Source organism: Actinomadura darangshiensis, from assembly GCF_004349235.1.
Taxonomy (GTDB): domain Bacteria; phylum Actinomycetota; class Actinomycetes; order Streptosporangiales; family Streptosporangiaceae; genus Spirillospora; species Spirillospora darangshiensis.
This window is the reverse complement of sequence record NZ_SMKY01000142.1, coordinates 1-22,047: the sequence shown is the minus strand read 5'-3', so window position 1 is coordinate 22,047 and position 22,047 is coordinate 1. Positions and strand designations below refer to the sequence as shown.

Here is a 22,047-nt window from a genome sequence, read left to right as displayed (position 1 = left end):
TTTCCGCAACATGCGCCCACCCTCCCCGGACGGGCCGGACGGGGGGTTCGCGCCGTGCGGGCGCCGGTCAACCCTTTGACGAGATTCGGGTTTGCGATGAACGACGGGACGCCGCCGGGCTCCGTTGACCGGCGGCGTCCCGAGTGCGCGGTGAACGCGGTGGCGGACGCGCCGGCCGGCGCGTTCACCGCCGGGCATTCAGCCCTTGAGGGCGATCTCCAGTTGGTCGAGGGCCCAGTCGAGGTCGGCGCGCTCGATGACCAGGGGCGGGGCCAGGCGGAGGGTGGTGTCGTGGGTCTCCTTGGCGAGGACGCCGAGGTCCATGAGCCGCTCGCTGACCGGGCGCGCCTTGCCGTGCAGCTCGACGCCCGCCCACAGGCCGCGGCCCCGCACCTCGCGGATGAGGTCGCCGGGCAGGTGGCCGAGCCGCTCGTGCATGTGGGCGCCGAGCGTCCGGGAGCGTTCCTGGAACTCGCCGGTCTTCAGCATCGCGACGACCTCGCGGCCGATGGCGCAGGCGAGCGGGTTGCCGCCGAAGGTCGAGCCGTGCTGGCCCGGCTTGAAGACGCCGAGGACGTCCTGGTCGGCGACGACGGCGGAGACCGGCATGATGCCGCCGCCGAGGGCCTTGCCGAGGATGTAGACGTCGGGGACGACGTCCTCGTGCTCGACGGCGAACGTGGTGCCGGTGCGGCCGAGGCCCGACTGGATCTCGTCCGCGATCATCAGCGAGCCGTTCGCCGTGCACAGCTCCCGCACCGCGCGCAGGAACCCGCTCGGCGGGACGTTCACGCCGGCCTCGCCCTGGATCGGCTCGATCAGCACGCCGACGGTGGAGCCGTCCATCGCGGCCTTGAGCGCGTCGGCGTCCCCGTACGGGACGGTCCGGAAGCCCGGCGTGTAGGGGCCGTAGGAGTCGCGCGCGTCGGGGTCGGTGGAGAAGCTGATGATCGTCGTGGTGCGGCCGTGGAAGTTGCCCTCGAACGTGATGATGTTCGCCTGGTCGGCCGGGACGCCCTTGACCTCGTAGCCCCACTTGCGGGCGGTCTTCAGCGCGGTCTCGACGGCCTCGGCGCCGCTGTTCATCGGCAGCACCATGTCCTTGCCGCACAGCTCGGCCAGCTCGGACACGAACGGGCCGAACTGGTCGTGGTCGAACGCGCGGCTGACGAGCGTGACGCGGTCGAGCTGGCGCTTCGCGGCCGCGGTGAGGCGCGGGTTGCGGTGCCCGAAGTTGACCGCGGAGTAGGCGGCCAGCATGTCGAGGTAGCGGCGGCCCTCGGGGTCGGTCAGCCACACGCCGTCCGCCTCGGAGACCACGATCGGGAGAGGGTGGTAGTTGTGCGCGCTGTGGTCCTCGGACATCGCTCGCAGCTGATCGGTCGGCGTCACGACGCTCCTTCGCGGCTCGGCCCGGCCGGTCGGGCCGGGGCATGGCAGGGACACCGGACGGCGGTCCGGTGCCGAGGGGGAGGAGCCGGGCGGGTCAGGTGGCCGCCGCTCCGCTTCCCAGCGTATGTTCGGAAATGACCGCCGACCAATGACGAAAACCGACTTCGGGGGTGTTATTTGTTGCGTCTTGACGAGCTGGACCGTCGAATCGTTGCGCGTCTCCTGGAGGACGGCCGTGCCTCCTACGCGCAGATCGGCGACAAGGTCGGGCTGTCGGCGCCCGCGGTGAAGCGGCGCGTCGACCGGCTCCGGTCGGACGGCGTGATCAACGGCTTCGCGGCGGTCGTCGACCCGGCCGCGCTCGGCTGGACGACCGAGGCGTTCATCGAGATCTTCTGCACCGGCGCGACGTCCCCCGAGCAGATCTACTCCAGCGTCCGGGGCCATCCGGAGGTCGTCGCGGCGTACACGATCAGCGGCGACGCGAGCGCCCTCGTCCATGTGCGGGCCCGCGACATCCAGCACCTCGAGCAGGCCCTCGAACGACTCCGCCGCGAGGACAACATCACCGCGACGAAGACGGCGATCGTCCTGTCCCGGCTGATCGGCCGTCCGACCGACGCCCCCGCGAACTGATCATTACCCATGGGTAGGCTGCCGTCCATGGACTTCGCGACCGCTGACCTCATCGACGACTTCGGGGACGAGCTGCGCAGCTGCGAGACCCAGTTCCGGCAGTACGGGGCGCGGACGGCGTTCGCCGGGCCGGTCGCGACCGTCCGCTGCCACCGCGACAACGGCCTGGTGAAGAAGCTGCTGAACACGCCGGGCGACGGCCGGGTCATGGTCGTGGACGGCGCGGGCTCGCTGGCGTCCGCCCTGATGGGCGACATGATCGCGGCATCGGCGGTGGCGAACGGCTGGGCCGGGGTCGTGATCAATGGCGCGGTCCGGGACGTCCTCGCGCTGCGCGGGCTGGACCTCGGCGTGAAGGCGCTCGGCTCCAACCCGCGCAAGAGCGCCAAGGACGGCGCCGGCGAGGCGGACGTCCCGGTGTCGTTCGGCGGCGTGGAGTTCCGTCCGGGCGACCACCTCTACAGCGACGCCGACGGGATCGTGGTCGCCGGGCGCGAACTGCCCCGCTGACCTGCGCGCACCGCGCGACATGCCAGGGGGTCCGCCGCAAGATCGGCTAAGTCGGCCGTAGCCGGGCGGGACCGGCTGTCTTACCTTCACTCAGCAACCCACCTGAGGTAGGGGAGACATGCGCGCCAAGAAGATGTTGCTGGTGCCCGCGACGGCGCTGGGGCTGGTCGTGGGGGTCGCGGCCCTGCCGGCCGCCGCGCAGCCGGGACCCTCGATCCCGAAACCGACCGCGAATCCGTGGCAGATGCGCCACTGGCCGCAGACGCAGCCATGGCAGCAGTCTCAGCCGTCCGCGCGCACGTTCGCCGCGGGCGCGCCGCGCCCGATCGACCCGCAGAACTACGAGCTGCCCGACACGATGACGTGGGACGACTACAGGAACATCCCCGGGACGTCGTGGGCCGACCCGTCCGTCAAGGGGTCGGTGGAGAACTTCAACGTCGCGGTCGTCCTCGTCGACTACGCGAACCAGCCGTTCGAGGTGACGCAGCCGAAGAACTCGTCCGTCTTCGGCAACCCCGTCGAGGTCGGGGACGTTCCGCGCGGCCAGGTCGCGAAGTTCTACCAGGACTTCCTCAACAAGCCGCAGGAGCTGAACCACGGCCACACCCTCCACGAGTACTGGATGGAGGACTCCGGCGGCCGGTACGGGGTGAACCTCACCGGGTTCGGCGCCTACCAGATGCCCGCGAAGGACCACGAGTACGGCGTCGACGGCATGCAGGGCGGCACCGGCTGCCCGGCCGGCGACACCTGCGACCGCGACCTGCGCAAGGACGCGCGCGCCGCGTGGGTCGCCGACGTCGGCGACGAGGAGGCGAAGAAGTACGACTTCGTCTTCTTCCTCAGCGCCGGGCAGGACGAGTCGTCCACCTGGCAGGAGTTCGGCGAGATGAAGTTCGGCACGAAGGAGCAGGTGCCGGCCGAGTGGGGGCCGGGCGACCCGAACCTGCCGAACTGGGTGAAGACCCGGTACATCCCATGGACGTCCTGGCAGTCGGGCTCGACCATCTGGCCGAACGCCATCGCCGGCGTCTCGTCCACCCAGGCCGAGAGCTCCGGCATGTCGGTGTACGCCCACGAGTTCAGCCACATCATCGGCGTCGGCGACAACTACAACAACCCGTACGGCGACCCGCCGCGCCGCGCCTTCAGCGGGCCGTGGGACATGCTCAGCCGCGGCACGTTCAACGGGCCGGGCGGACCGCACAGCCGGTGGACGATCCCGGCGACGGGCGGCGGTTCCATGGGCGCGCAGCACATGCTCCGCAACAAGCTGAAGCTGGGCATGGTCGACACCGGCAAGGTGCTGCAGCTCGACCGGGACACGCTCGCCTCGTCCGGCATGGTCGTCGCCAACGTGACGGCCCGCGCCGCCCAGCCGGGCAAGAACGGCCTCGCCGGCATCAACGTGAAACTGGGCGACGGCGGCGACAAGAGCCCGGCGTGCGACACCGACACCGACCCGCTCTGCGACGGCGGCGGTTACAACAACTACACCGTCGAGGTCGTCGACCGGATGGGCACCGACTCCTTCACCCCCGACTCCGGCGTCCTGCTGGCGAAGACGAAGGACCAGGACCGCGCCCCGTTCATCTGGGTCGAGGACGCCAACCCGCAGGACATCGACAAGGTCGACTTCGTCCTGCCGGACGGCACGCCGCAGAAGATGACGATCGGCGACTACCGGCAGCTGTCGGACGCCCTGTACCACGCGGGCACGAACTCCGGCAGCGAGTACGAGTACGTGGACGAGGCGAACCGGCTGCACTTCTACGTCCTGAACCTGAAGCGGGACCGCAAGGGCGTCCTGTCCTACACGGTCGCGATCAGTTCGCTGGACGGCGCCGGACAGCAGCGGCGCGGCGTTCGGGTCGGTTCCGGCCACGCCCGTCAGACCGGCGGCGGCTGGGCGAAGTGCACGATGACGCTCACCAACACCGGCCGGGGCGGCGACGGATACCACGGCTCCGACGTGTTCCGGCTCAAGGCGGCCGTGTCCGGTGGCGGCTGGACGACGTACCTGCCGAACGAGCTGGCCACGGCCAAGGCGAAGGGCCGCACCCAGGTCGAGGTGTGGGCCAAGGCCAAGCCGGGCGCCGGCCGGCACGCGAAGCTCAGGCTGACGGGGACCTCCGAGAGCGACCCGTCGAAGTCCGGCACCGGGACGTGCAACCTGCGCTGACCTTCTACGGAACGGGGCGGTTCCGCACGGGGCCGTCCCGTTCTCGACGTCCGGCCGGGTCCGCCGGTTCACCAGGCCGACGTAATGGGGAACGAAACTTAAGTTGTCCTCCCCAAGGTCATTTCGGGGTCCTTCGCGGACGCGGCCGGAGATACGTTGCCGATTGTGATGATCATGCAGCGTACAGTGACCAGGGTCCTCGCGGCCGGTGCCCCGCTGGCCGCGCTGGTGGCCACCGTCCCGGGAGTCGCCCACGCGGCGCCTGACACGGCGGTGTCCGCGAAGGCCGCCGCCGCGCCCCTGAACCCTCGCGACTTTGAACTGCGCCGGGGCGCCGACCGGAGCGCGCCGCTCAGGGCGCTCGGCGGCCGGCTCCACCGAAGCGGCGTCGATGCGCTGCTCCGCTCGTCCGGCCAGAACAAACTGGGCCGCGGCTGCGGTAAGGCCGCCGGCGTGCCCGCCCACTCGCTCGTCTACTGCTTCAACCGGACGGACTCCGTCACCCGCAGCTGGGTCCCGCAGGGCGTCACGACCGTCTCGGACGCGTCGGCGGGCGAACGGTGGGCGGGCGGCAGGCCGATCCTGGTGTCCTGGCACAACGGCGGCCGCGTCCGGCTCACCTTCGCCAACCCGGACCGGCACACGTACCGGCACGTCCTGCTCGTCGCGCCGTACATGAAGGGCCGCAACGCCACCTACAGCGACATCGGCATCCACGCGGGCGGCATCGCCTGGTACGGCAACACGCTGTACGTCGCCGACACCCGCCACGGGGTGCGCACGTTCGACATGCGGCAGATCTACGACCTGAGCAAGAGCAAGGCGGGCTCGACCGGTCACGCGAGCTGGGTCGGGCTGCACGGCGGCAAGTACTACGGGCACGGGTTCCGCTACGTGATGCCGCAGACGGGCAGCTGGGAGTTCGCGCACGGGAAGGTCGGCGGCAAGTGCCGGGGCTCCGGCCCGCTCCGCATGTCCTGGCTCTCCATCGACCGCACCACGTGGCCGCACTCCCTCGTCGCGGGCGAGTACTGCCGCCCGAACTGGCCGCAGGGACGGGTGGTGACCTGGCGGCTGGGCTCGCTGTCCGGCGGCGGCATCGCCCGTCCGAGCTGGGGCTCCCGGCTGCCGGCCGACATGATCCAGGGCGCGGTCCGGACGCACGGCACCTGGTGGTTCACCCAGAGCCGCGGCCACAAGCGCGGCCGCCTCCTGACGACCACCCCCACCCGCCACGGCTGGGCCAAGACGAAGAGCCGCACGATCTCCTACGGCCCCGAAGACCTGTCCTGCTACCGAGGGCAGCACCGCATCTGGACTGTCGCCGAGTACCCGGGCAAGCGGGCCCTCTGGTCGTTCCGGGCGAATTCCTGCTCCTGACCCCGCGAAGGGCCGGCACGGAACCCTCCGTGCCGGCCCTCGTCACGTCCGCCGTGCATCTGCCAACCCTGGTCACCGAGCAGGAATGGCGGGAGCTTCAGGAACTCCGCCGCGAGCGCGCGGCGCGAGAGGCGGATCGAGAGGCCGTGCGCATCCGGGCCCACTTGGACGCCGACGAGATTCCGCCGGGCTACGAGGTCTACACCCGTGAGCAGATCTCCTCTGGAGAGTGGCTTGCCTGACCACCTCGTCATCCCCCGCTCCATCCGGCTGCGGATCGCCGCGATGGCGCCGCACTACCGCACGGCGATTCAGCTGGTCATCATGTCGTTGTTCGCCGACCCCTAGTGATCAACAACGTGCACCCCGACAGCTGAGCGCGCCCCGCGCGTCGTCATGCGTTGACGGACGTCCTCATCTGCTCGGGCCGCTTGGCGGGACGTTGGGTCTGGCTTAGGGCGACGGCGGCTATCGCGGTGGCGCCGAGGGCCGCTCCGATCCAGGCGGTGGACGGGTAGCCGAACCCCGCGTCCAGTGCGAGGCCGCCGAGCCAGGGGCCGACCGTGATGCCGATGTTGAAGGCGACCACGTTTCCGGCCGCGACCAGTGTCGAGGCGCCGTCCACCATGCCGAACGCCCGCGAGTTGAGGGTCGGGTTGGTGCCGAAGCCGGCGAAGCCCAGCAGGAACACGAGGGCCACCACCGGGATGGGGGACTCCGCCGTCAACGCGAGCAGGACGGACACCACCGTGAGGCCCGCGAAACCCGTGTACAGGGTCGGGACGCCCCATCGGTCGGCCGTTCGTCCGCCCGCGGTGATCCCGATGAGCGCTCCGACGCCGTACAGGGCGAGGACGCCGGGGACCCACGCATCCGCGACGCCGGTCGCCTCCGTAAGGAAGGCGCCCAGGTAGCCGAAGGTGACGAGGAGCCCGCTCGTGGCCAGTGCCGTCGTCCCGTACAGGAGCCACAGCTTGGGGACGGCCACCGTGCGCACCTCGTCCCGGATTCGAGGCGGCGCGCCCTCGCGGCGTCCCGCGGGGATCGTCGCGGCCACCCCGGCCATCGAGGCCGCCGACATCGCCGCCACCGCCCAGAACGCGGCCCGCCAGCCGAGGTGCTGGCCGATCACCGTCCCGGCGGGCAGTCCCACGATCGCCGCGACGGTGAGGCCGCCCGCGACGATGCCCATCGCCTTGCCGCGCGCGTTCTTCGGAACGAGGTCCACGGCCGTGGCCGCCGCCACCGCCCAGAAGCCCGCGTAGACGAACGCCCCCACGATGCGCATGGCGAACAGCGTCCAGTAGCCCGGCGTCAGGGCGCTGACCACGTGCGTCAGCGCGAACATGGCGAGGAACGCCAGCAGCGCGCGCCGGTGCGGCCAGCGCAGCGTCAGGAGGGCGAGGACCGGCGCGCCGACGAGCATTCCGATCGCGAACGCCGAGATCAGCAGCCCGGCGTCCGGCACGGACACGCCGAGGTCGTGCGCCATGCCGGGCAGCAGCCCGGCCAGCATCAGCTCCGACGTGCCCTGCGCGAAGATCGCCAGCCCCAGCACGAAGACGGCCAGTGGCATCGGTGTCGCCTCCCAGTATTGGATAGATCAGTACAAAATTGAGATGCGCGAAAGGACGGCCCATGGCCGCCGTAAGTCAGATCGATTGCATCGCCGTGTCGGCGATCGCCTTGAGGGTGCCGCGGTCGGCGCCGCCCCGGGCGGCCACCTGGATGCCGCTGATCGTCGAGATCATGAAGTGGGCGAGTGCCTCGGCGTCCTTGCCCGCTTCGATCTCGCCGGTGCGCATCCCGTCCTGGACGGCGCCCTTCAGGGTGGCGAACCGGCGGCGCCGGTCTCGTTCGAGCCGCTCCGCGATGTCGGGATCGTGCGGGCCGAGCTCGACGGTCGCGTTCACCACCAGGCAGCCGGACGGATCGTCCTCGTCAGGGGCGACGGCCCACTCCAGGACGGTCCGGAGCCGCTCGCGCACCGGACCGTCGCCGTCCTTCAGAAGTTCGACGAGCCGGTCGGTGCGGGTGTCCATGTAGTGCGCCAGTGCCTTGACGAACAGTTCGTGCTTGCTCGCGAACGTGTTGTAGATGCTGCTGCGTCCGAGCCCGGTCGCCGCGCACAGCTCCTGCGTCGAGGTCGCCTCGTACCCGTCCGCCCAGAACGCCCGCATGGCCGCCTCGACGGCCCGTCCCTCGTCGAACTTCCTGGGCCGCGCCATGCCGCCCACCGTAACACGTTATGGACAGCTCGATCCAATACGCCCGCCCGGAAGCCCTAGTGCGTGGTGAGCCGGATCAGCCGCGCGCCGTCCGGACGTGCCAGGACGGCGTGACCGCGAGGGACCGGACCGCGCAGAGCCGACGGCAACTCCCACAGGTCGGCCTCCTGACCACCCGCGTATCCGGTCAGCAGCACCGGTGCGCCGAGTTCGCGCAGTGTCTCGACCACCGGATCCCTCGGCTCACCGAAGCTGATCTGGTGCCGGGAAACGACGAAGCGCAGGCCGTTGTCGGGGGCGGACCGGAGCAAAGGCAGGAGCGGGACGAGCGGATCGTCCTGGAGGAGCCACCTGCGGTTCCTCATGATCAGGTAGACGTCGGGGCCCCGGCCGGTCGTCCCTCGGCGGCCGACCGTCTCGATGGCCTCCCTGAGACGACGGTCGAACTCTTCGGCGGTGCCCGAGTCGCCGCCGCTCGACGACATCTGGCCGCCGCCCGCGGAGAGATGGTGTTCGCCGTCCAGAAAGTAGATCTGGCCTTGGGTGCGGGCGCTGATCTCCTGGTCGAGGTAGAACAGGAACCCCGCTTTTCCGGAGCCGGACGGGCCAGAGACCAGGAGATGCCGGTCGACCGCGAAGTCCAGCACGACCGGCTCGCCCGTGTCGACCTCGACCCCGACCGGAATGCCTCCCTCTCCGGCGGAGGACGCCGCCCCGGCGTGCCCGGATGAGGTGTCGCCCTCCTCGCTGATCGAGTCGAGCACGGTGAAGCGCTCGGCGAAGCCGGCAACGGCGTCGCGGACGGCCGGCAGCCGTTCGCCGTCCCAGCACAGGACGAACAACGGACCGCCGGGCCGCTCGTCGACCACATCGTCCGGGAGGCCGGCGATACTTCGCACGGACACCGTGTGTGATTCGCCTGCGGGGAGAACGCCCAGCATGATGAGCAGCCGTTCGTACTCCCTCGCCAGATTCTCGATATCCGGCCCGCGCCGGCCCGTGAAGATCAGGTGCCGCGGCCGCCGGCCGGACTCCAAAGCATCGCGTTCCGCCAGCAGGAGCCGCCGGATCGTCGCGGCGACCGCCGGATCGTCAACGGTGCTGACCAGGTCTTCGATTGTCCTCTCGAAGCCGGCAGGGACTTCAGCGGATGCGGAGGCGTATCTGTCCGCGCGGTCGATGAACTCGTTGAGCGTGCGCATTGAGGGGTCCGGCGCGAGGGTGAAGCGGCGGGGGGTGCCGCCGCCTGCGAGGAGGTAGGCGGTTCGGTCGTCGGGGAAGGGGAGGTTGGCGCGGCCTAGGACGCGCTGGAGTTCGGCGGGGGTCCGGCGGCTCGCCGCGATGCGCCAGCCGAGGAGTGGCAGGAACCGGTCCCAGGTGGTGGTCTTTCCGGCGGTCTCGGCGGAGATCAGGAGCTGCACGCCGAGGGCTCTGCCGCGTTGCGCCACCGCGAGGAGCGCCTCCGCCGCCTCGGGTCTGCTGGACGGGAACGTCAGCGACACGTCGGCGAACACGACCAGGCCCGGCGCGTCGGCCGATCGGGCGGCGGCCCTGGCATCCAGCTCGTTCGACAGGTAGGCGATGAAGCGCCGGAGCCTCCCCGGGTGCCCGAGCAGCTCGTCGTCGGAGTAGGCGACGTGCGGGAGGTCGAGCGGCTCGCCGAGGGGGTGGTCGCCCAGTCCGGCGAAGGCGAAGGTGAGGTCGGTGGGGGAGTAGGTCGCCGCGAGGGCGAGGGCGATGTTGCGGACGACATGCTGCCGCGCCTCCGCCTCGCCGACGATCAGGCCATGCGGGAGCCCCGCCGAGACATCGAGCGGGTAGAGGGTGACGACGTTCCCGTCCGGGTCGTACCCGATGGCCGGGTCACGGGGCGTGGACGCAGGCTGCGCCCACGCCTCCTGGAACGTCTCACCGAACCCGTCTCCGTTCAGCCGCAGCACGTCGACCTCGGGCGTGGCCGGACGCCGAGCGGTATCGGGTGATGGAGAGGGCTCCGGCGTTTCCGGCGGCCATGGGAGCCTGCTCGCTTGTTGGCCGCGCCGGCGCATCCGGTCCACGATGGGGTCGCTGGCGTCGAGGGATATGTGTGCGGGCCGGAAGCTTGGATGGCTGCGTTCCCCGTAGACCTCAAGGGAGGCGGAGCCGGTCCCCGAGTCACCGGGGATCGCTATCCGCCATGCCACGAGGTCGCTGAGGAAAGCCACTTCGTCCGGTGAGCAGAAGACGAACCGGATTCCCTGGGCCGGACGCTTCTCGCAGAGGGCCATGACGGGCTCGACCAGGTCGGGCCGGGCCTCCAGCAGTGGGCCGGTGTTGTCGACGATCACGATCAGAGCGGGCATCGGATCGAGTGGCCTGCCGTCGGCGATCGCCGCCTGGTAGTCGTCCCATCTGGGGGTTCCGGCAGCTCGGAGGACTTCCTCGCGGCGCCTCCGTTCGGTTTCGAGGACGGACGTGAACCGGCTGAACATCGGTGAGTCCGCCGATGTGGTGTGCACGGCGGTCGTGACATGGGGGAGGCTTCCCAAGCCGACGAAGGACGCGCCTCCGGAGAAGTCCGCGAACGCGAAGGTGACGACGTTCGGGGAGTGGCCGAGCGCAAGGCCGAACACCATCGTCCGAAGCAGCGAGTCGCGGACGTGTCGCGGGCCGGTGATCATCCCGTGCGGCCCGAAGCGGCTGCTGCGCATGATTTCGAGCCACACGGTGTCCGCGTTGTCGTCCACGCCGATGGCGGCGGGGCTCGGCGGACGGTCCCAGCTCCCGCCGAGTAGTTCGTCGACCGTCGCCCCCTGGATGTCCAGCAGGTCCGGGACCGCGGTGGAAGCCGGGGCGAGGTGGGTGCGGGTTTCGGGGGTGAGGAGGGCGAAGTGGTCGGTGTCGGTGGTGAGGGTGACCGGGCCGCCCTCGTCGGGGAGGAGGGCGCGGAAGGTTTCGGCGGACGTTCCCGCGCGGCGTTCGATCTCGGCGGAGACGGCTTCGAGGACGTGCCGGGTGTGCAGGGCCTCGGGGCGCGGGAGGGTGTCGAGGAGGGCCTCGCGGGCGCCGGGGACGAACTCGTAGCGGACGCCGTCCGCCGGGCGGAGCAGGCCGCTGAGCAGGACCTCGGCGAGCTGCCCGGGGCCCGAGCCGCCGAGGATCCGGTGCTGGATGAGCCGCATCACCGGCAGGGACGGGACGGACACGGCGACGTGCGCGGCGAGTTCGGCGGCGTCCGGTGAGGCGGTCGCCAGGAAGCGGCGGACGCGTTCGGCGATCGGTAGTTCGTGCTCGCGCCGTACCGGCGCCGTCCCGGACGGGCGGGCCGGCAGGGTCGCGATGGCGGCGGGCTGCGGGTCGGAACCGGAGACCAGGCGGGCCCACGCACCGAACCAGTGCGGCGCGATCTCCAGGACGGGGACGGGCACGCCGCGCCCCACGGCGCCGTCGTAGGGGGTGAAACGCAGGTCGGTGTTCGGGGCACCGGGACGGGGCAGGACGGCTAGGCCGGGCGTGGCAGGGGCGGCGGTGCGCCGCCACAGGCGTTCGGCGAGGGGCTGGACGATCGCGGTCGGCCCGGCCTGCGCCCAGCGGCGGACGGCCTGGGCGGCGCGCCCGTTCCACCAGTGCGGGCCGGAGCAGTCGCTCAGGACGAGCATCGCCTGCCGGCCGGACGCGTCCAGGAGCGTGCCCGGGTCTTGGGGCGGCGCCTCGGGTGTGGAGGCGATGCGGCCCGTTCCGTCGAGGTAGCTGACGTGGACGTCTTGGAACGCGCCCTGGCGGACGAGTGTCTCGGCCAGCTCGCGGGCGAGGGGACGCCAGAGCCGCATGGTCGGCCCGGTGTCGACGACCAGGCTGAGGCTGAGCCACCGTTCCGGCGACGGGACGAGCACGGGCGTCCAGCGGCGGGTGTCGGCGATGCGTGCCGCGGTCGCGTCCTCGTCCAGCTCAAGCCGGTGCCTGGCCGGGACGCGGCGCTTCAGCGGGCGCAGCGCCCGCTGCACGCCGAGCGGATCGGCCAGCATCGGCGCGGTCGGGACGAGCACCTCGGACGCCTCGCCGGCCGGTTCCGTCTCGGCGGTGGGCGGCGGATGCAGCCCGGTCAGCGGTTCGGGCGGCCGCGGAGGGACGGGCGCGGGCGGAGCCTCCGGCGCGGGCTGGGCCACGGGTTCCCCGGGAACCTGGGAGGGGACCGGGCGGCCAGGCGGTGCTTCCTGTTGAGGAGGAGAGATGTGGCAGGCGAGCCACAGCATCTCGCTCAGCTCCCGGGCGTCCGGCGGCGGCCCGGTGGCCGACAGCGCCTCCCGCAGCCGCTCAATCGTCATCGACGGGCCCGGTCAGGTAGGGCATGATCCGGTCGGCCAGGGCGCGGCGGTCCTCGGTGTCGGCGTGGCGGCACAGGTAGACGGCGTTGAGGAGCTGGTCGGTGGCGAGGGTGCCGGACGTGGAGCGTTCGAAGAAGCGGCGGACGAGGTCGTCGCTCTGGTCGGCGAGCGGCCCGAGGTGCTCCCGGACGATCGCCGACAGCTCCGCCTCGCCCGCGGGCTGCCGCAGCTCCACCGTCACGCAGCGCCGCAGGAACGCGGGCGGGAACTCGCGCTCCCCGTTGCTGGTCATCACGACGAGCGGGAACGCGTTGCAGCGGACGGTCCCGGCGGTGACCGTGACCCGCGCGCCGGGCCCGTCCGCCGTCATGACCTCGGCGGACGGGTCGGCGCGCCGGGTCAGTTCCGGCAGCTCGTACTCGCCCTTCTCGAAGATGGTGAGCAGGTCGTTGGGCAGGTCGATGTCGCTCTTGTCGATCTCGTCCACCAGCAGGACGCGGGGACGCCCGTAGGGGAGCAGTGCGGTGCCCAGCGGACCGAGGCGGATGTAGCGGCCGATGTCCTCGTCGCGTGGCGCGTCGTCGCGTCCTGCCGCGTACAGGCGGGTCAGCGGGTCGTACTGGTAGAGGCCGTCGCGCAGCGTGGTGCGGCTGGTGATGGGCCAGTGCAGGACGGGCCCGAGGCCGAGTTCGTGCGCCACCGCATAGGCGAGCGTCGATTTCCCTGTGCCGGGCGGCCCTGTCACCAGGAGCGGGCGACGCAGATACAAGGCGGCGTTGACCTGCTGCACCGCATCGTCCGATGGCCGATAGGTGGTCGCGTGATGCTCGCTACCGGAACCACCGGACGGGGACCGCAGTACGGGCTCGCCGTCGAACGCGCGCCAGGGCGGCGGCGGAGGCAGCCGGTCGATGCCGTCGTGCGTGCGACGGCTCCCTGTGTAGAGCAGCCAGTCGGGCACCTATACCTCCATGGCGAGGGGCGGGTCGGGGAGCCGGGACGGGTCGTCCCACAGCAGGGTGAGGTCGCGCCCGCAGTGGGGCTTGTCCTTGGGGGCGATGAGCGCGGCCCTGCGCAGGGCGAGCGCCACCTGGGGCAGGTCGCCCGGATGGCGGTCGCCGACCGCGGAGGTGAGCTCGTCCAGGACCTGGTGCCCGCGGCAGTCCTGGTGGGACGACGCGTCGCACGGTGTACGCGTCCAGAGCATGACGGGGATGCCGTTGTTCAGCGCGGCCGTCAGCCAGCTCTTCGTCGGACGCGATCCGTAGACGAGCACGCAGAAATCGACGTGCGCCTCAAGCCAGTCTTGGAAATCGCTGCCTTTGCGCGGTGTGTCGCACGCGATCGGACGCGGGTCGCTGCGCCCGCGCTCGTTCAGCAGCCGCCAGCGGTGGTGGGTCTGGTCGCGGCGGATCGAGTCGGGCCGCAGCCGCTCCACGTCCCGCACCACGACCGGGTACCGGCGCATGGGGATCTTCTGGCGCGGATCGATGTACCACTGCTCGAACGGCTTGCCGAGCCAGCTCTCCGGCACCGCGAACTCGATCATCCAGTCGCGGCCGAACAGCGCGGGCGCCTGCGCGGCGACGCCCGCCTCGACCACCGTCCGCACCCGCCGCTCCGGGACGCGCTCGGTCGGGCGCCCCGGGCCCTCGGCGCCGTCGATCCAGGTGTGCACGGTCACGTCGAAGGCGTTGCCGAACGTGACCCGCTCCAGCCGGACGATCACCGACGCGGGCCCCGGCCGCGGCGACGCGGGCGCGGCCCCCGGCAGGTGCCGCGCCGACCACCCGGCGAGCCGGTGCCGCGCGGCCTCGGGCAGGTGCGGGCCGAGCGCCGCGACGTACCGGACGAGCCGCTCCTGCGCCCACCCCTCGGCGACATACCGGACCGAACCCCACGCCGACCGGAACCCGTCCAGCGCCCGCCGGCCGGTGATCCGTTCGAGGTCGGCGGCGAGCGGATCGGTGAAGCGCACACCGTCCAGGAGTTCGCGGAGTTCGCGCCGCGCGTCCGGGGTGAGCCACCGCAGCGGCAGCAGGTCGTCCAGCTCCTCCCAGTACGCCCGGATGTGCGAGAGGGGGAGCATCCAGCCGAGGTCGGCCCGGTCGCCGTGCCGCAGCTCGGCGTTCGTCACCATGCCGATGACCTCGCCCGTCGCCGGGTCGTACACGGCCGACCCGCTGTAGCCCTCCTCCAGCCAGTCGCCCGGCCCGGTCTTCAGCTCCCACCATTCGCGGCGCATCCCGCGGTGCGGGGACGTCGTCACGGACGCGTGCCGCTCGTTGCGGTCGGGCCGCCGGGGGAATCCGCAGACGTCGAACGTCCGGGCGCCGGAGGTGCGTTCGTGCAGGCCGTCCGGGGCGGCCAGCCGCACGGGGGCGTAGGGGACGGGCTCGCGCAGTTCGAGGACGGCGACGTCGCCCGGGTCTCCCTCCCGGCACCAGTCGCCGCACCGGACGACCCTGGCGGGCAGGTCCTCGCGCAGGCCGGGGAACCCGACCCGTGCCTCCTCCAGCCCGCGGACCGTGTGCGCGCAGGTCAGCAGCCGGGTGCCGGTGACGAGGAACGCCGCGCCGAGCTTGCCGCCGGAGGGAGGGCCGACCCAGGCGCGCCACTGCCAGTCGTCCACGATGCGGCTACGCCTCCTCCGCGGCCCCGGGCCTCGGCCGGCCCCACGTCATCTTGACCTTGAGGTGCCCCTCGACCGAGGTCTTCGCGATGACGGCCCCGGCCGCCGCGTTGAGCTTGACGCCGAACTCCAGCTCGACCGCGTCGGGGTCCAGCTCGCCGCCGCGCAGCGAGGCGAGCGCCGCCTGCGCCGCCTCCCGGACGTTCTGGAACGCGTCCTCGAACTTGCCCGCCGCGTCGTGGATCAGCTCGCCGGCGCGGGACACCGACTGGAACCCCGGCTCCCGGTCGTCGCTTTCGACGACGATGGTCCCGTGCTCGGTCTGCCAGCGCACCAGTTCGCTCACCGTGCAAATCTAACAAGATCATGGGAATCGGGATGCTTTCCTGGAAAGACCACGGCCACAGGAGGACATGGTGATCACGGTTGAGCAGGTGCGGGCGCTCACGATGACGCTGCCGCGCACGTCCGAGCACCTGATCAGGGACCGGGTGAAATTCCGCGTCGGCTCCATCGTCTATGTCGCCTTCTCGCAGGACGAGACCGTGATGGGCTTCGCGTTCCCCAAGGAGGAACGGGCCGCCCTGGTGGAATCGGAACCGGCGAAATTCCATCTGCCGGGCGAATCGGAGATGCGATTCAACTGGGTCGAGGCCTGGACGGCGGCCCTGGACGAACCGGAGATGCGGGAACTCGTCGTCGAGGCGTGGCGGATGGTCGTCCCGAAGAAGGTCGCCGCCGCCCGCCTCGGCCTTTAACGCGGGAGCAGCGTGACGGCGATGGGGCGGTGGTCGGAGTAGGGGACGGCCACGCTCACCGCGTCGCGCCCGGTCAGGCCGGGGGTGACGAGGATGTGGTCGATCTGCTGCACCGGCTTCGGTTTGTCGTTGAACGTCGGGAACGGGCGGGACTGCGCGAGCGCGTCGGTCAGCCCGCCGCCCAGCAGCGTGTGCCAGGGGCGGCTGCCCGGCTCCAGGTTGAGGTCCCCGGCGAGGACGACCTGGCGGCCGTCGCGCCCGGCGTCCCGTGCCAGTGCGGCGAGCTGCTCGGCCTGGCCGAGGTCCTTCCAGTCCGCGGGCGGCTGGGTGTGCGTGGCGATCACCGTGAGGTCCCGGCCGCGCCAGCGGAGCCCGACGACGAGCGCCTGCGCGCCCGTCGGCCCGCCCTTCACCAGGGGCGTGTTCCGGACGGACGTGACCGGCAGGTCGGTGAGCAGCGCGTCGCCCCAGACCTCGTCCCCGGCCGGCGCCCACACCGCCCGCAGGCCGAGCCGGTCGGAGACCAGCCGGAGCGAGTCGCGGCCGCCGTTCAGCAGCCAGGCCCGGTCGACCTCGCCGAGGACGACGATGTGCGGGCGCAGGGTGCGGAGCGCGTCCGCCTGCTGGGTGACGGTCATCGTCCCGTCCAGGCCGTAGCCCATCCGCAGGTTGTAGGCGGCGACGCGCAGGCCGCCGTCGGCCGGGCGCCAGCGCGGGCCCGTGTCGCGCCACAGCGGGACGGCCGCGACGGCGAGGACGGCGACGGCCGCCGCGCCCGCCGCCCAGAGCCCGAGGCCCTGCCCCGCGACGGTCTTGGGTGCGCGGACGGCCAGCACGGCCACCCCGAGCGCGGTGGCGACCGGTACCCAGCGGTTGGGGGTGCCCAGGTCGTAGGCGGAGTAGTAGGCGAACATCAGGACGACGAACAGCAGCCAGCCGCCCGCCATCGCCGTCCCGCGCCGCCCCGGCCGGTCTTGCCCGCGGACGGACGCCGCCCAGCCGAGGCAGCCCGCGAGTGCGAACTGCCCGAGCACCTGGGCGGCGACCGTCCAGGACGACGAGACGCCGTGGACGCCGTCGACCGTGGAACGCCCCACCGCGAAGCCGGCCGCCGACAAGACGAGCCCGGCGGCCGGCACCAGCGGATGCCGCGTCCAGAATCCGGGCCGTGCGGCCACCGCCACCGACAGGACGGCGGACGCAGCCACGACCGCCGCCGCGACACCGCCCGACCAGCCCGCGCTGGCCTGCGCGTGCGCCGCGTTACCGGTGTAGAGGCCCCAGAGCAGGAACGCGGGGCCGGCCGCGAGCCAGATCCGTGGTGCGGCGGCCTCGCCAGAGGATTCGGCCCGCCGGGCCAAGGCGAAGGCGAAAAGCGCCAGGTAGACCACCAGCGGCAGCCACGGGACGAGCCCGTCCCGCCACACGAGGTCGATGCCCTCCAGCGCCGCATGCAGCGCCGTCGCCGCCGCGAGCCCGCCGACCAGTCCGGTCATCGCCGGTGCCGCGTCCTGGACGGTCATCGCGGTCGCGGTCAGCCAGACCAGCCCGCCGAGCAGTCCCGCGCTGGCCGTGTAGAGCTGGGCGTCGCCGCCGTCCGTGACCTGCAGGATGATGCGGGCGACCAGCAGCACGGCCCCGCCCGCGAGCGCGAGCCGCCCTGCCGGGACCGGCCGGGCCAGCGGCACGGTCAGGAACGCGGCCAGGAACCAGGACAGCGCGTACCCGCCCATGACCTCGGCCGGGGTCTCGCCCGCGCTGCCGACCAGTGTGATCAGCGAGGGCAGGAAGACGCGCAGGACGTCCGCGAGCACCACGACGCCGAGCAGGACGTCCCACCTGATCCGCGACATGGCGCCCCTCCCCGCCCGAGAATGTGAGGAAGTCTCACGTATAACCGGGCGGGACGCAATGGGGCTCAGGCGTCGGCCGGCTGCGCCTCGGGTTCCTGCGTGACCGGCTCGGTCTCCGGCGGGACGGCGGGCTTGCGGCGGCCCCACGCCATCGCCGCGGCGAAACACGCGAACGGCAGGGCGGGCAGCATGTACCGGTAGTCGAAATCCACGGTGATCGGAGGGATGGCCAGGAGGGTGACACCGGACGTCCAGAAGAGCGCGGTCCGCGCGCGCGCCCGCCGCCACACGATCCCGGCCGCTCCGGCTAGCAGAACCACACCCAGCACTGTGCCCGGCACGCTCACGTGCTTCTGGTAGTCGCGCATCACGCCCGCGTACGGTTCGACGATGTGCGTGCGGCCCGTCCCATGCGAATACTCGTGCACGACCGAACGCCGGTCGCCGCCGCCGTAAACGGGCAGATCCGGCTTCTGCGCGGTCGGACGCGTCGGGAAGTGGTACCTGGCCTCGGTGCCCACCGTCGGATACCGCGACCGGTGCCACGAGAACGTCCGGACGAAGAAGTCGTAGGAGACGACGCGGAGATAGTCGAGCGGCTGGTTCCCGATGGCCCACAGCGCGAACCGCTGCGCCCGCTCGTTGGTCTCCTCGTCGAACGTCCCGCCGTTCGACCAGCCGAGCGGCGAGTTGTCCTCCCAGATCTGGTGGGACGACGAGGGCCGGTCGTCCTTGGCCCCGTACGGGCACAGCTTCGCGATGTCGGGCGGCGGGGTGAACCGGTCGCAGTCGGCGAACGCCGCCGTCCGCCCCCACAGGAAGACGCCGTCCACCCCGGTCATCTGGTACCGGCCGTGCTCCTGCTTGAACCACGTCGCGTACGCGGCGACCGGCATGACGAATGTCACGGCGAGCGCCACGTACACCGGCCACCGCGTCCGCCTGAGCAGCAGGTACAGGACGGCGATCAGGAACAGCGGCACACCCACCGTCCGCGTGACGGCCGCCACGCCGAGCAGCGCGCCCACCAGCGCCGCCCGCCGCCACCCGGCCGCCCCCGGCTTCGCCAGCAGCAGCATCGCCCCGAACACCGTGACGGTGAACAGGGTGTCCGACAGCAGCAGATGCTCCAGTTCGATCTGGAACGAGTCCAGCAGGACCGGTGCGACGGCCAGCGCCGCCCACGTCCGCCGCACCTCGAAGTCGCGGACGAGCATCCGGTAGCCGAGCACCGCGATGCCGATGATCGCCGCGTGCTGCAGCACCGTGATCAGCGCCAGGCTGTGGAACGGCTTCAACGCCCAGAGGAACAGGCCGTAGCCGGACGGCCGCAGCGGGTGCGGGAACGGGTCGTCCGCGATCCGCAGGAAGTCGTAACTGTCGTTGAACCACAGCACGCCCCGGAACCCCAGCATGGTGATCACCCGGAGCACCACGCCCGCCACCAGCACCACGCAGAACAGCCAGTTGCGGCGGACGGCCGAGGGGGAGAACGACACCGGGAACCTAACTGTGGACGAGCGGGCGGACAGTACCCTGCGCCGATCCGGGACCGGCGGCGTCACGCCGGGGCGGGCCTCAAGGCTGCGTCACATCCGCCCACGCGTCGGCCGCGATCCTACCAGCGACCCCGCCGGCCCCTCAGTCCTCCGGCCGGCCGCCCCTCCGCCGGGACCTGGCCAGCATCCTCCGCTGCACCCACCTGCCCTGGGCGACCGCCAGCGGGAGGGCGCGCAGCCCGAGCCCGGGGACCGCGTCGGCCAGGCGCGCCTGGACGCCCCGCCAGCCGGGCACCGCGGTGACCGGACGCGGACGGTCGAGCACCTTGCGCACTGCCTCGACGACCTCCTCCGGCCTGAGCAGCCGCCCGGAGAACGACAGCGCCGACGCCGGGTCGCCGAGCTTGTCGTGGAGCATCGGGGTCCAGATCCCGTCCGGGCAGACGCAGGAGATGTCGATCTCCTCGATCCCCGCCAGGCGCAGGTCGGCGAGCGTGCTCAGGCTGAAGCCGATCGCGGCGTGCTTGGACGCGGCGTACACCGCCTCGCCCGGCACCGCGGTCAGCCCCGCCAGCGACACGATGTTGACGACGTGCCCGCCGCCCGCGCTCCGCATCGCCTCGATCGCCGCGACCGTCCCGTTGACGGTCCCGAGCGCGTTGACCTCCAGCATCAGGCGGCGCGTCGCGGGCTGCTGCTCCCAGGCCGGCCCGGTCGCGAGCACGCCGGCGTTGTTGACCCACACGTCGAGGCGGCCGGCCTCGGCCACGATGCGGTCGCGCGCCGCGTCCACCTCGGCCTCGTCCCGGACGTCGACGGCGGCCCAGGACGCGCCGAGCCCGTCCGCGGTGGCCCGCGCGGCGTCCCCGTTCACGTCCGTGACCAGCACCCGGTGGCCGCGCTCGACCAGCAGCGCGGCGATCAGCCTGCCGAGCCCGCCGCCCGCCCCGGTGACGACCGCGCCGCCCCGGGGACCGCTCACCGCGACCCCTTGATCTCGCCGTACTCGATGCCGCCGTGGACATAGGTCGGCACCACCGGCCAGAACCGCTTCCACGGGGCGAGTTCGGTCGACGGCAGGATCTGCAGCCAGCACGGGTCGTCCTTGCACGGGTCGGCCAGGGTCTTCTCCTTGACCATCGAGTCGTACTGGTCGAGTGAGTCCTCCAGCGTGTTGGCGTTCGGGCAGATCTCGCGGCCGAACGCCTCGTGGTAGCGCCGGACGCCGGGGATTCTGGACAGTTCCGGCTGCCAGTTGTCCAGCGAGATGCCGTTCTCGGACGACACCCACACGCCGTCGGGAGTGTTGAGCACCAGCGAGTGGTTGCCGTCGGTGTGACCGGGTGTCCACAGCAGCGCGACGCCCGGGCCGAGCTCGACGTCCCCGTCGAAGGTGACGAATTTGTCCGGGTCGACGCCGCCCAGCCCGCCGTCGACGTACCACGCCCACTGCATCGGGTGCAGCGACTGCAGGGTGGCCAGCTCCCGGCTGTGGACGAGCATCCTCGCCCCGCCGAACAGCGGCTCCCGCGGCGCCCGCTCGCCCTCGACGATCTCGGTGGAGCCCAGGATCATCCGCGGGTCCTGCACGTGCAGGTGGTCGAAGGTGCAGAAGTCGACGTCGTCCGGAGCGAGCCCGAGGCCGCGCAGGACGTCGCCGGGCTCGGCGTAGTACTTCAGCACCACCCGCTCCAGCAGCTTGCCGCCGGGGATCCTGTCGATCACCTTCTGGAGGTTGCGGTAGAACGGTGCCTCCGCCGAGCCGTCCGGCACCGTGGGCTCGAAGACCAGCGTCCGCGGCCGGCCGCCCCAGTCGTCGTACTGGACGACGAGCATCCGGTTGATCATCGAGATCAGCGGGAGCGTGGGCACCGAGACGGCGTTGTGGAACGCGTAGTTCACCGGGTAGGGCGCCGCCGCGATGTCGACCGACTTCACCGCCCGCACCCGGCCCTCGGCCTTGAACCGCTCCTTGTACGCGGCGGCCGCCGCGCGGACCGCGCGCAGCCGCTCGCCCCGCGGCCACACGTCGTGGACGCCCTCGAACTCGGGAATCGTCCGCGCGCCGACTTCGGTGATCATGGGGTCGCTCCTCTCGTCCGGCCCTGCAGGATGCCCGCCCGGCCCGGGAGAGATTTGCTTCAGCGCGACAACCTCATGCGCCCCGCGCCCGCCTGCGGACCTCGCTCGGACTGGCGCCCCGCCACCGCCGCACGGCGTGGCTGAGGCTCGACTGGCCGGCGAAGCCCGCCATGGCGGCCACCTGCGCGAAGGGCAGGTCCGTGGTGGTGATGTAGCGCACCGCGAGCTCCCGCCGGACGTCCTCCAGGATCGCCTCGAACCCGGTCCCCTCCGCCGCGAGCCGCCGCTGCAAGGTGCGCGGATGCATCGCGAAGAGCCGCGCGACATGCCGGATCCCCGGCGGACCGGCGCCGACGCTCTCCATCAGCGCCCGCCGTACATGCGTGGAGACCCGGCGCTCCGGATCGGTGTGGTGACCGGCGAGGTAGCCGACGGCCAGTTCGCGGATCGCCGCGTCCGCGCTGCGGAACTCCCGGTCGAGCAGCCGCCGCTCCACCCGCAGCGCTGCGGTCGCGCACCCGAACTTCACGTCCACGCCGAAGAACCCGATGTACCGCGACACCGGCGAGACCGGGGCGTGCGGCAGCT

The 22,047-nt window shown here is 72.0% G+C and carries 18 protein-coding genes; 6 read left to right on the top strand and 12 right to left on the bottom strand.

Going from position 1 to position 22,047, the window contains the following annotated elements:
* Positions 1 to 198: 198 nt before the first annotated feature.
* A complete protein-coding gene (rocD, locus tag E1293_RS26840) occupies positions 199 to 1,365 on the bottom strand; it encodes an ornithine--oxo-acid transaminase (protein WP_207939115.1) in 1,167 nt (388 codons plus the stop codon).
* A gap of 207 nt (positions 1,366 to 1,572) precedes the next feature.
* Between rocD and E1293_RS26835 the strand changes: the two genes are divergently transcribed.
* The 5 genes from E1293_RS26835 to E1293_RS26815 all read left to right on the top strand — a co-directional run bounded on the left by E1293_RS26835 (position 1,573) and on the right by E1293_RS26815 (position 6,345).
* Entirely contained in the window at positions 1,573 to 2,028 is a 456-nt protein-coding gene (locus E1293_RS26835; protein ID WP_132200260.1) for an Lrp/AsnC family transcriptional regulator, read from the top strand.
* Positions 2,029 to 2,055: 27 nt separating this feature from the next.
* On the top strand, positions 2,056 to 2,538 hold the full coding sequence (gene rraA, locus E1293_RS26830) for a ribonuclease E activity regulator RraA (RefSeq protein ID WP_132200259.1): 483 nt from the start codon (positions 2,056 to 2,058) through the stop codon (positions 2,536 to 2,538).
* Between the two features lie 118 nt (positions 2,539 to 2,656).
* On the top strand, positions 2,657 to 4,723 hold the full coding sequence (locus E1293_RS26825; RefSeq protein ID WP_243716593.1) for a M6 family metalloprotease domain-containing protein: 2,067 nt from the start codon (positions 2,657 to 2,659) through the stop codon (positions 4,721 to 4,723).
* Positions 4,724 to 4,897: 174 nt separating this feature from the next.
* Positions 4,898 to 6,103 carry a hypothetical protein gene (locus E1293_RS26820; protein ID WP_132200258.1) on the top strand — a complete coding sequence of 402 codons (1,206 nt, stop codon included), beginning with the start codon at positions 4,898 to 4,900 and terminating at the stop codon, positions 6,101 to 6,103.
* Between the two features lie 29 nt (positions 6,104 to 6,132).
* Positions 6,133 to 6,345 (top strand): hypothetical protein, encoded by a 213-nt coding sequence (locus tag E1293_RS26815; protein ID WP_132200257.1) that lies wholly within the window; start codon positions 6,133 to 6,135, stop codon positions 6,343 to 6,345.
* A 152-nt stretch (positions 6,346 to 6,497) separates the two neighbouring features.
* Here E1293_RS26815 and E1293_RS26810 read toward each other — a convergent pair whose 3' ends face one another.
* From E1293_RS26810 to E1293_RS26785, 6 genes are all read right to left on the bottom strand, one after another.
* The gene (locus E1293_RS26810) at positions 6,498 to 7,679 is read right to left on the bottom strand and encodes a Cmx/CmrA family chloramphenicol efflux MFS transporter (RefSeq protein ID WP_132200256.1); all 1,182 of its coding nucleotides are present in this window, start codon (positions 7,677 to 7,679) and stop codon (positions 6,498 to 6,500) included.
* Between the two features lie 76 nt (positions 7,680 to 7,755).
* Entirely contained in the window at positions 7,756 to 8,331 is a 576-nt protein-coding gene (locus tag E1293_RS26805) for a TetR/AcrR family transcriptional regulator (protein WP_132200255.1), read from the bottom strand.
* A 56-nt stretch (positions 8,332 to 8,387) separates the two neighbouring features.
* Positions 8,388 to 12,635, bottom strand: coding sequence for an SAV_2336 N-terminal domain-related protein (locus E1293_RS26800; protein ID WP_132200254.1), 4,248 nt, complete (start codon positions 12,633 to 12,635; stop codon positions 8,388 to 8,390).
* Positions 12,625 to 13,596 (bottom strand): AAA family ATPase, encoded by a 972-nt coding sequence (locus tag E1293_RS26795; protein WP_132200253.1) that lies wholly within the window; start codon positions 13,594 to 13,596, stop codon positions 12,625 to 12,627. Before E1293_RS26795 ends, E1293_RS26800 begins: the two co-directional genes overlap by 11 nt.
* Positions 13,597 to 15,267 (bottom strand): VMAP-C domain-containing protein, encoded by a 1,671-nt coding sequence (locus tag E1293_RS26790; protein WP_132200252.1) that lies wholly within the window; start codon positions 15,265 to 15,267, stop codon positions 13,597 to 13,599. It lies immediately after the preceding gene.
* A gap of 7 nt (positions 15,268 to 15,274) precedes the next feature.
* Positions 15,275 to 15,613 carry a CU044_2847 family protein gene (locus tag E1293_RS26785; protein WP_132200251.1) on the bottom strand — a complete coding sequence of 113 codons (339 nt, stop codon included), beginning with the start codon at positions 15,611 to 15,613 and terminating at the stop codon, positions 15,275 to 15,277.
* 67 nt (positions 15,614 to 15,680) lie between these two features.
* Here E1293_RS26785 and E1293_RS26780 point away from each other — a divergent pair, with 67 nt between their 5' ends.
* Positions 15,681 to 16,025 (top strand): MmcQ/YjbR family DNA-binding protein, encoded by a 345-nt coding sequence (locus tag E1293_RS26780; protein WP_243716586.1) that lies wholly within the window; start codon positions 15,681 to 15,683, stop codon positions 16,023 to 16,025.
* Here E1293_RS26780 and E1293_RS26775 read toward each other — a convergent pair.
* The 5 genes from E1293_RS26775 to E1293_RS26755 form a co-directional block, all read right to left on the bottom strand.
* A complete protein-coding gene (locus tag E1293_RS26775; RefSeq protein ID WP_132200250.1) occupies positions 16,022 to 17,878 on the bottom strand; it encodes an endonuclease/exonuclease/phosphatase family protein in 1,857 nt (618 codons plus the stop codon). The genes E1293_RS26780 and E1293_RS26775 overlap by 4 nt on opposite strands.
* A gap of 65 nt (positions 17,879 to 17,943) precedes the next feature.
* Positions 17,944 to 19,377, bottom strand: a complete 1,434-nt coding sequence (locus E1293_RS26770; RefSeq protein ID WP_132200249.1) for a hypothetical protein — start codon at positions 19,375 to 19,377, stop codon at positions 17,944 to 17,946.
* Positions 19,378 to 19,519: 142 nt separating this feature from the next.
* Positions 19,520 to 20,359, bottom strand: coding sequence for an SDR family oxidoreductase (locus E1293_RS26765; protein WP_132200248.1), 840 nt, complete (start codon positions 20,357 to 20,359; stop codon positions 19,520 to 19,522).
* Positions 20,356 to 21,459, bottom strand: coding sequence for an MBL fold metallo-hydrolase (locus E1293_RS26760; RefSeq protein WP_132200247.1), 1,104 nt, complete (start codon positions 21,457 to 21,459; stop codon positions 20,356 to 20,358). Before E1293_RS26760 ends, E1293_RS26765 begins: the two co-directional genes overlap by 4 nt.
* 73 nt (positions 21,460 to 21,532) lie before the next feature.
* A partial coding sequence (locus E1293_RS26755; protein WP_132200246.1) for a helix-turn-helix transcriptional regulator occupies positions 21,533 to 22,047 on the bottom strand: 515 nt, incomplete at its 5' end.

Bases quoted from the DNA above. Each gene is read 5' to 3' on its own strand.
- rocD (WP_207939115.1), bottom strand. From the start codon at position 1,365: ATGTCCGAGGACCACAGCGCGCACAACTACCACCCTCTCCCGATCGTG.
- rraA (WP_132200259.1), top strand. From the start codon at position 2,056: ATGGACTTCGCGACCGCTGACCTCATCGACGACTTCGGGGACGAGCTG.
- E1293_RS26825 (WP_243716593.1), top strand. From the start codon at position 2,657: ATGCGCGCCAAGAAGATGTTGCTGGTGCCCGCGACGGCGCTGGGGCTG.
- E1293_RS26820 (WP_132200258.1), top strand. From the start codon at position 4,898: ATGCAGCGTACAGTGACCAGGGTCCTCGCGGCCGGTGCCCCGCTGGCC.
- E1293_RS26810 (WP_132200256.1), bottom strand. From the start codon at position 7,679: ATGCCACTGGCCGTCTTCGTGCTGGGGCTGGCGATCTTCGCGCAGGGC.
- E1293_RS26805 (WP_132200255.1), bottom strand. From the start codon at position 8,331: ATGGCGCGGCCCAGGAAGTTCGACGAGGGACGGGCCGTCGAGGCGGCC.
- E1293_RS26800 (WP_132200254.1), bottom strand. From the start codon at position 12,635: ATGACGATTGAGCGGCTGCGGGAGGCGCTGTCGGCCACCGGGCCGCCG.
- E1293_RS26780 (WP_243716586.1), top strand. From the start codon at position 15,681: ATGGTGATCACGGTTGAGCAGGTGCGGGCGCTCACGATGACGCTGCCG.
- E1293_RS26775 (WP_132200250.1), bottom strand. From the start codon at position 17,878: ATGTCGCGGATCAGGTGGGACGTCCTGCTCGGCGTCGTGGTGCTCGCG.
- E1293_RS26760 (WP_132200247.1), bottom strand. From the start codon at position 21,459: ATGATCACCGAAGTCGGCGCGCGGACGATTCCCGAGTTCGAGGGCGTC.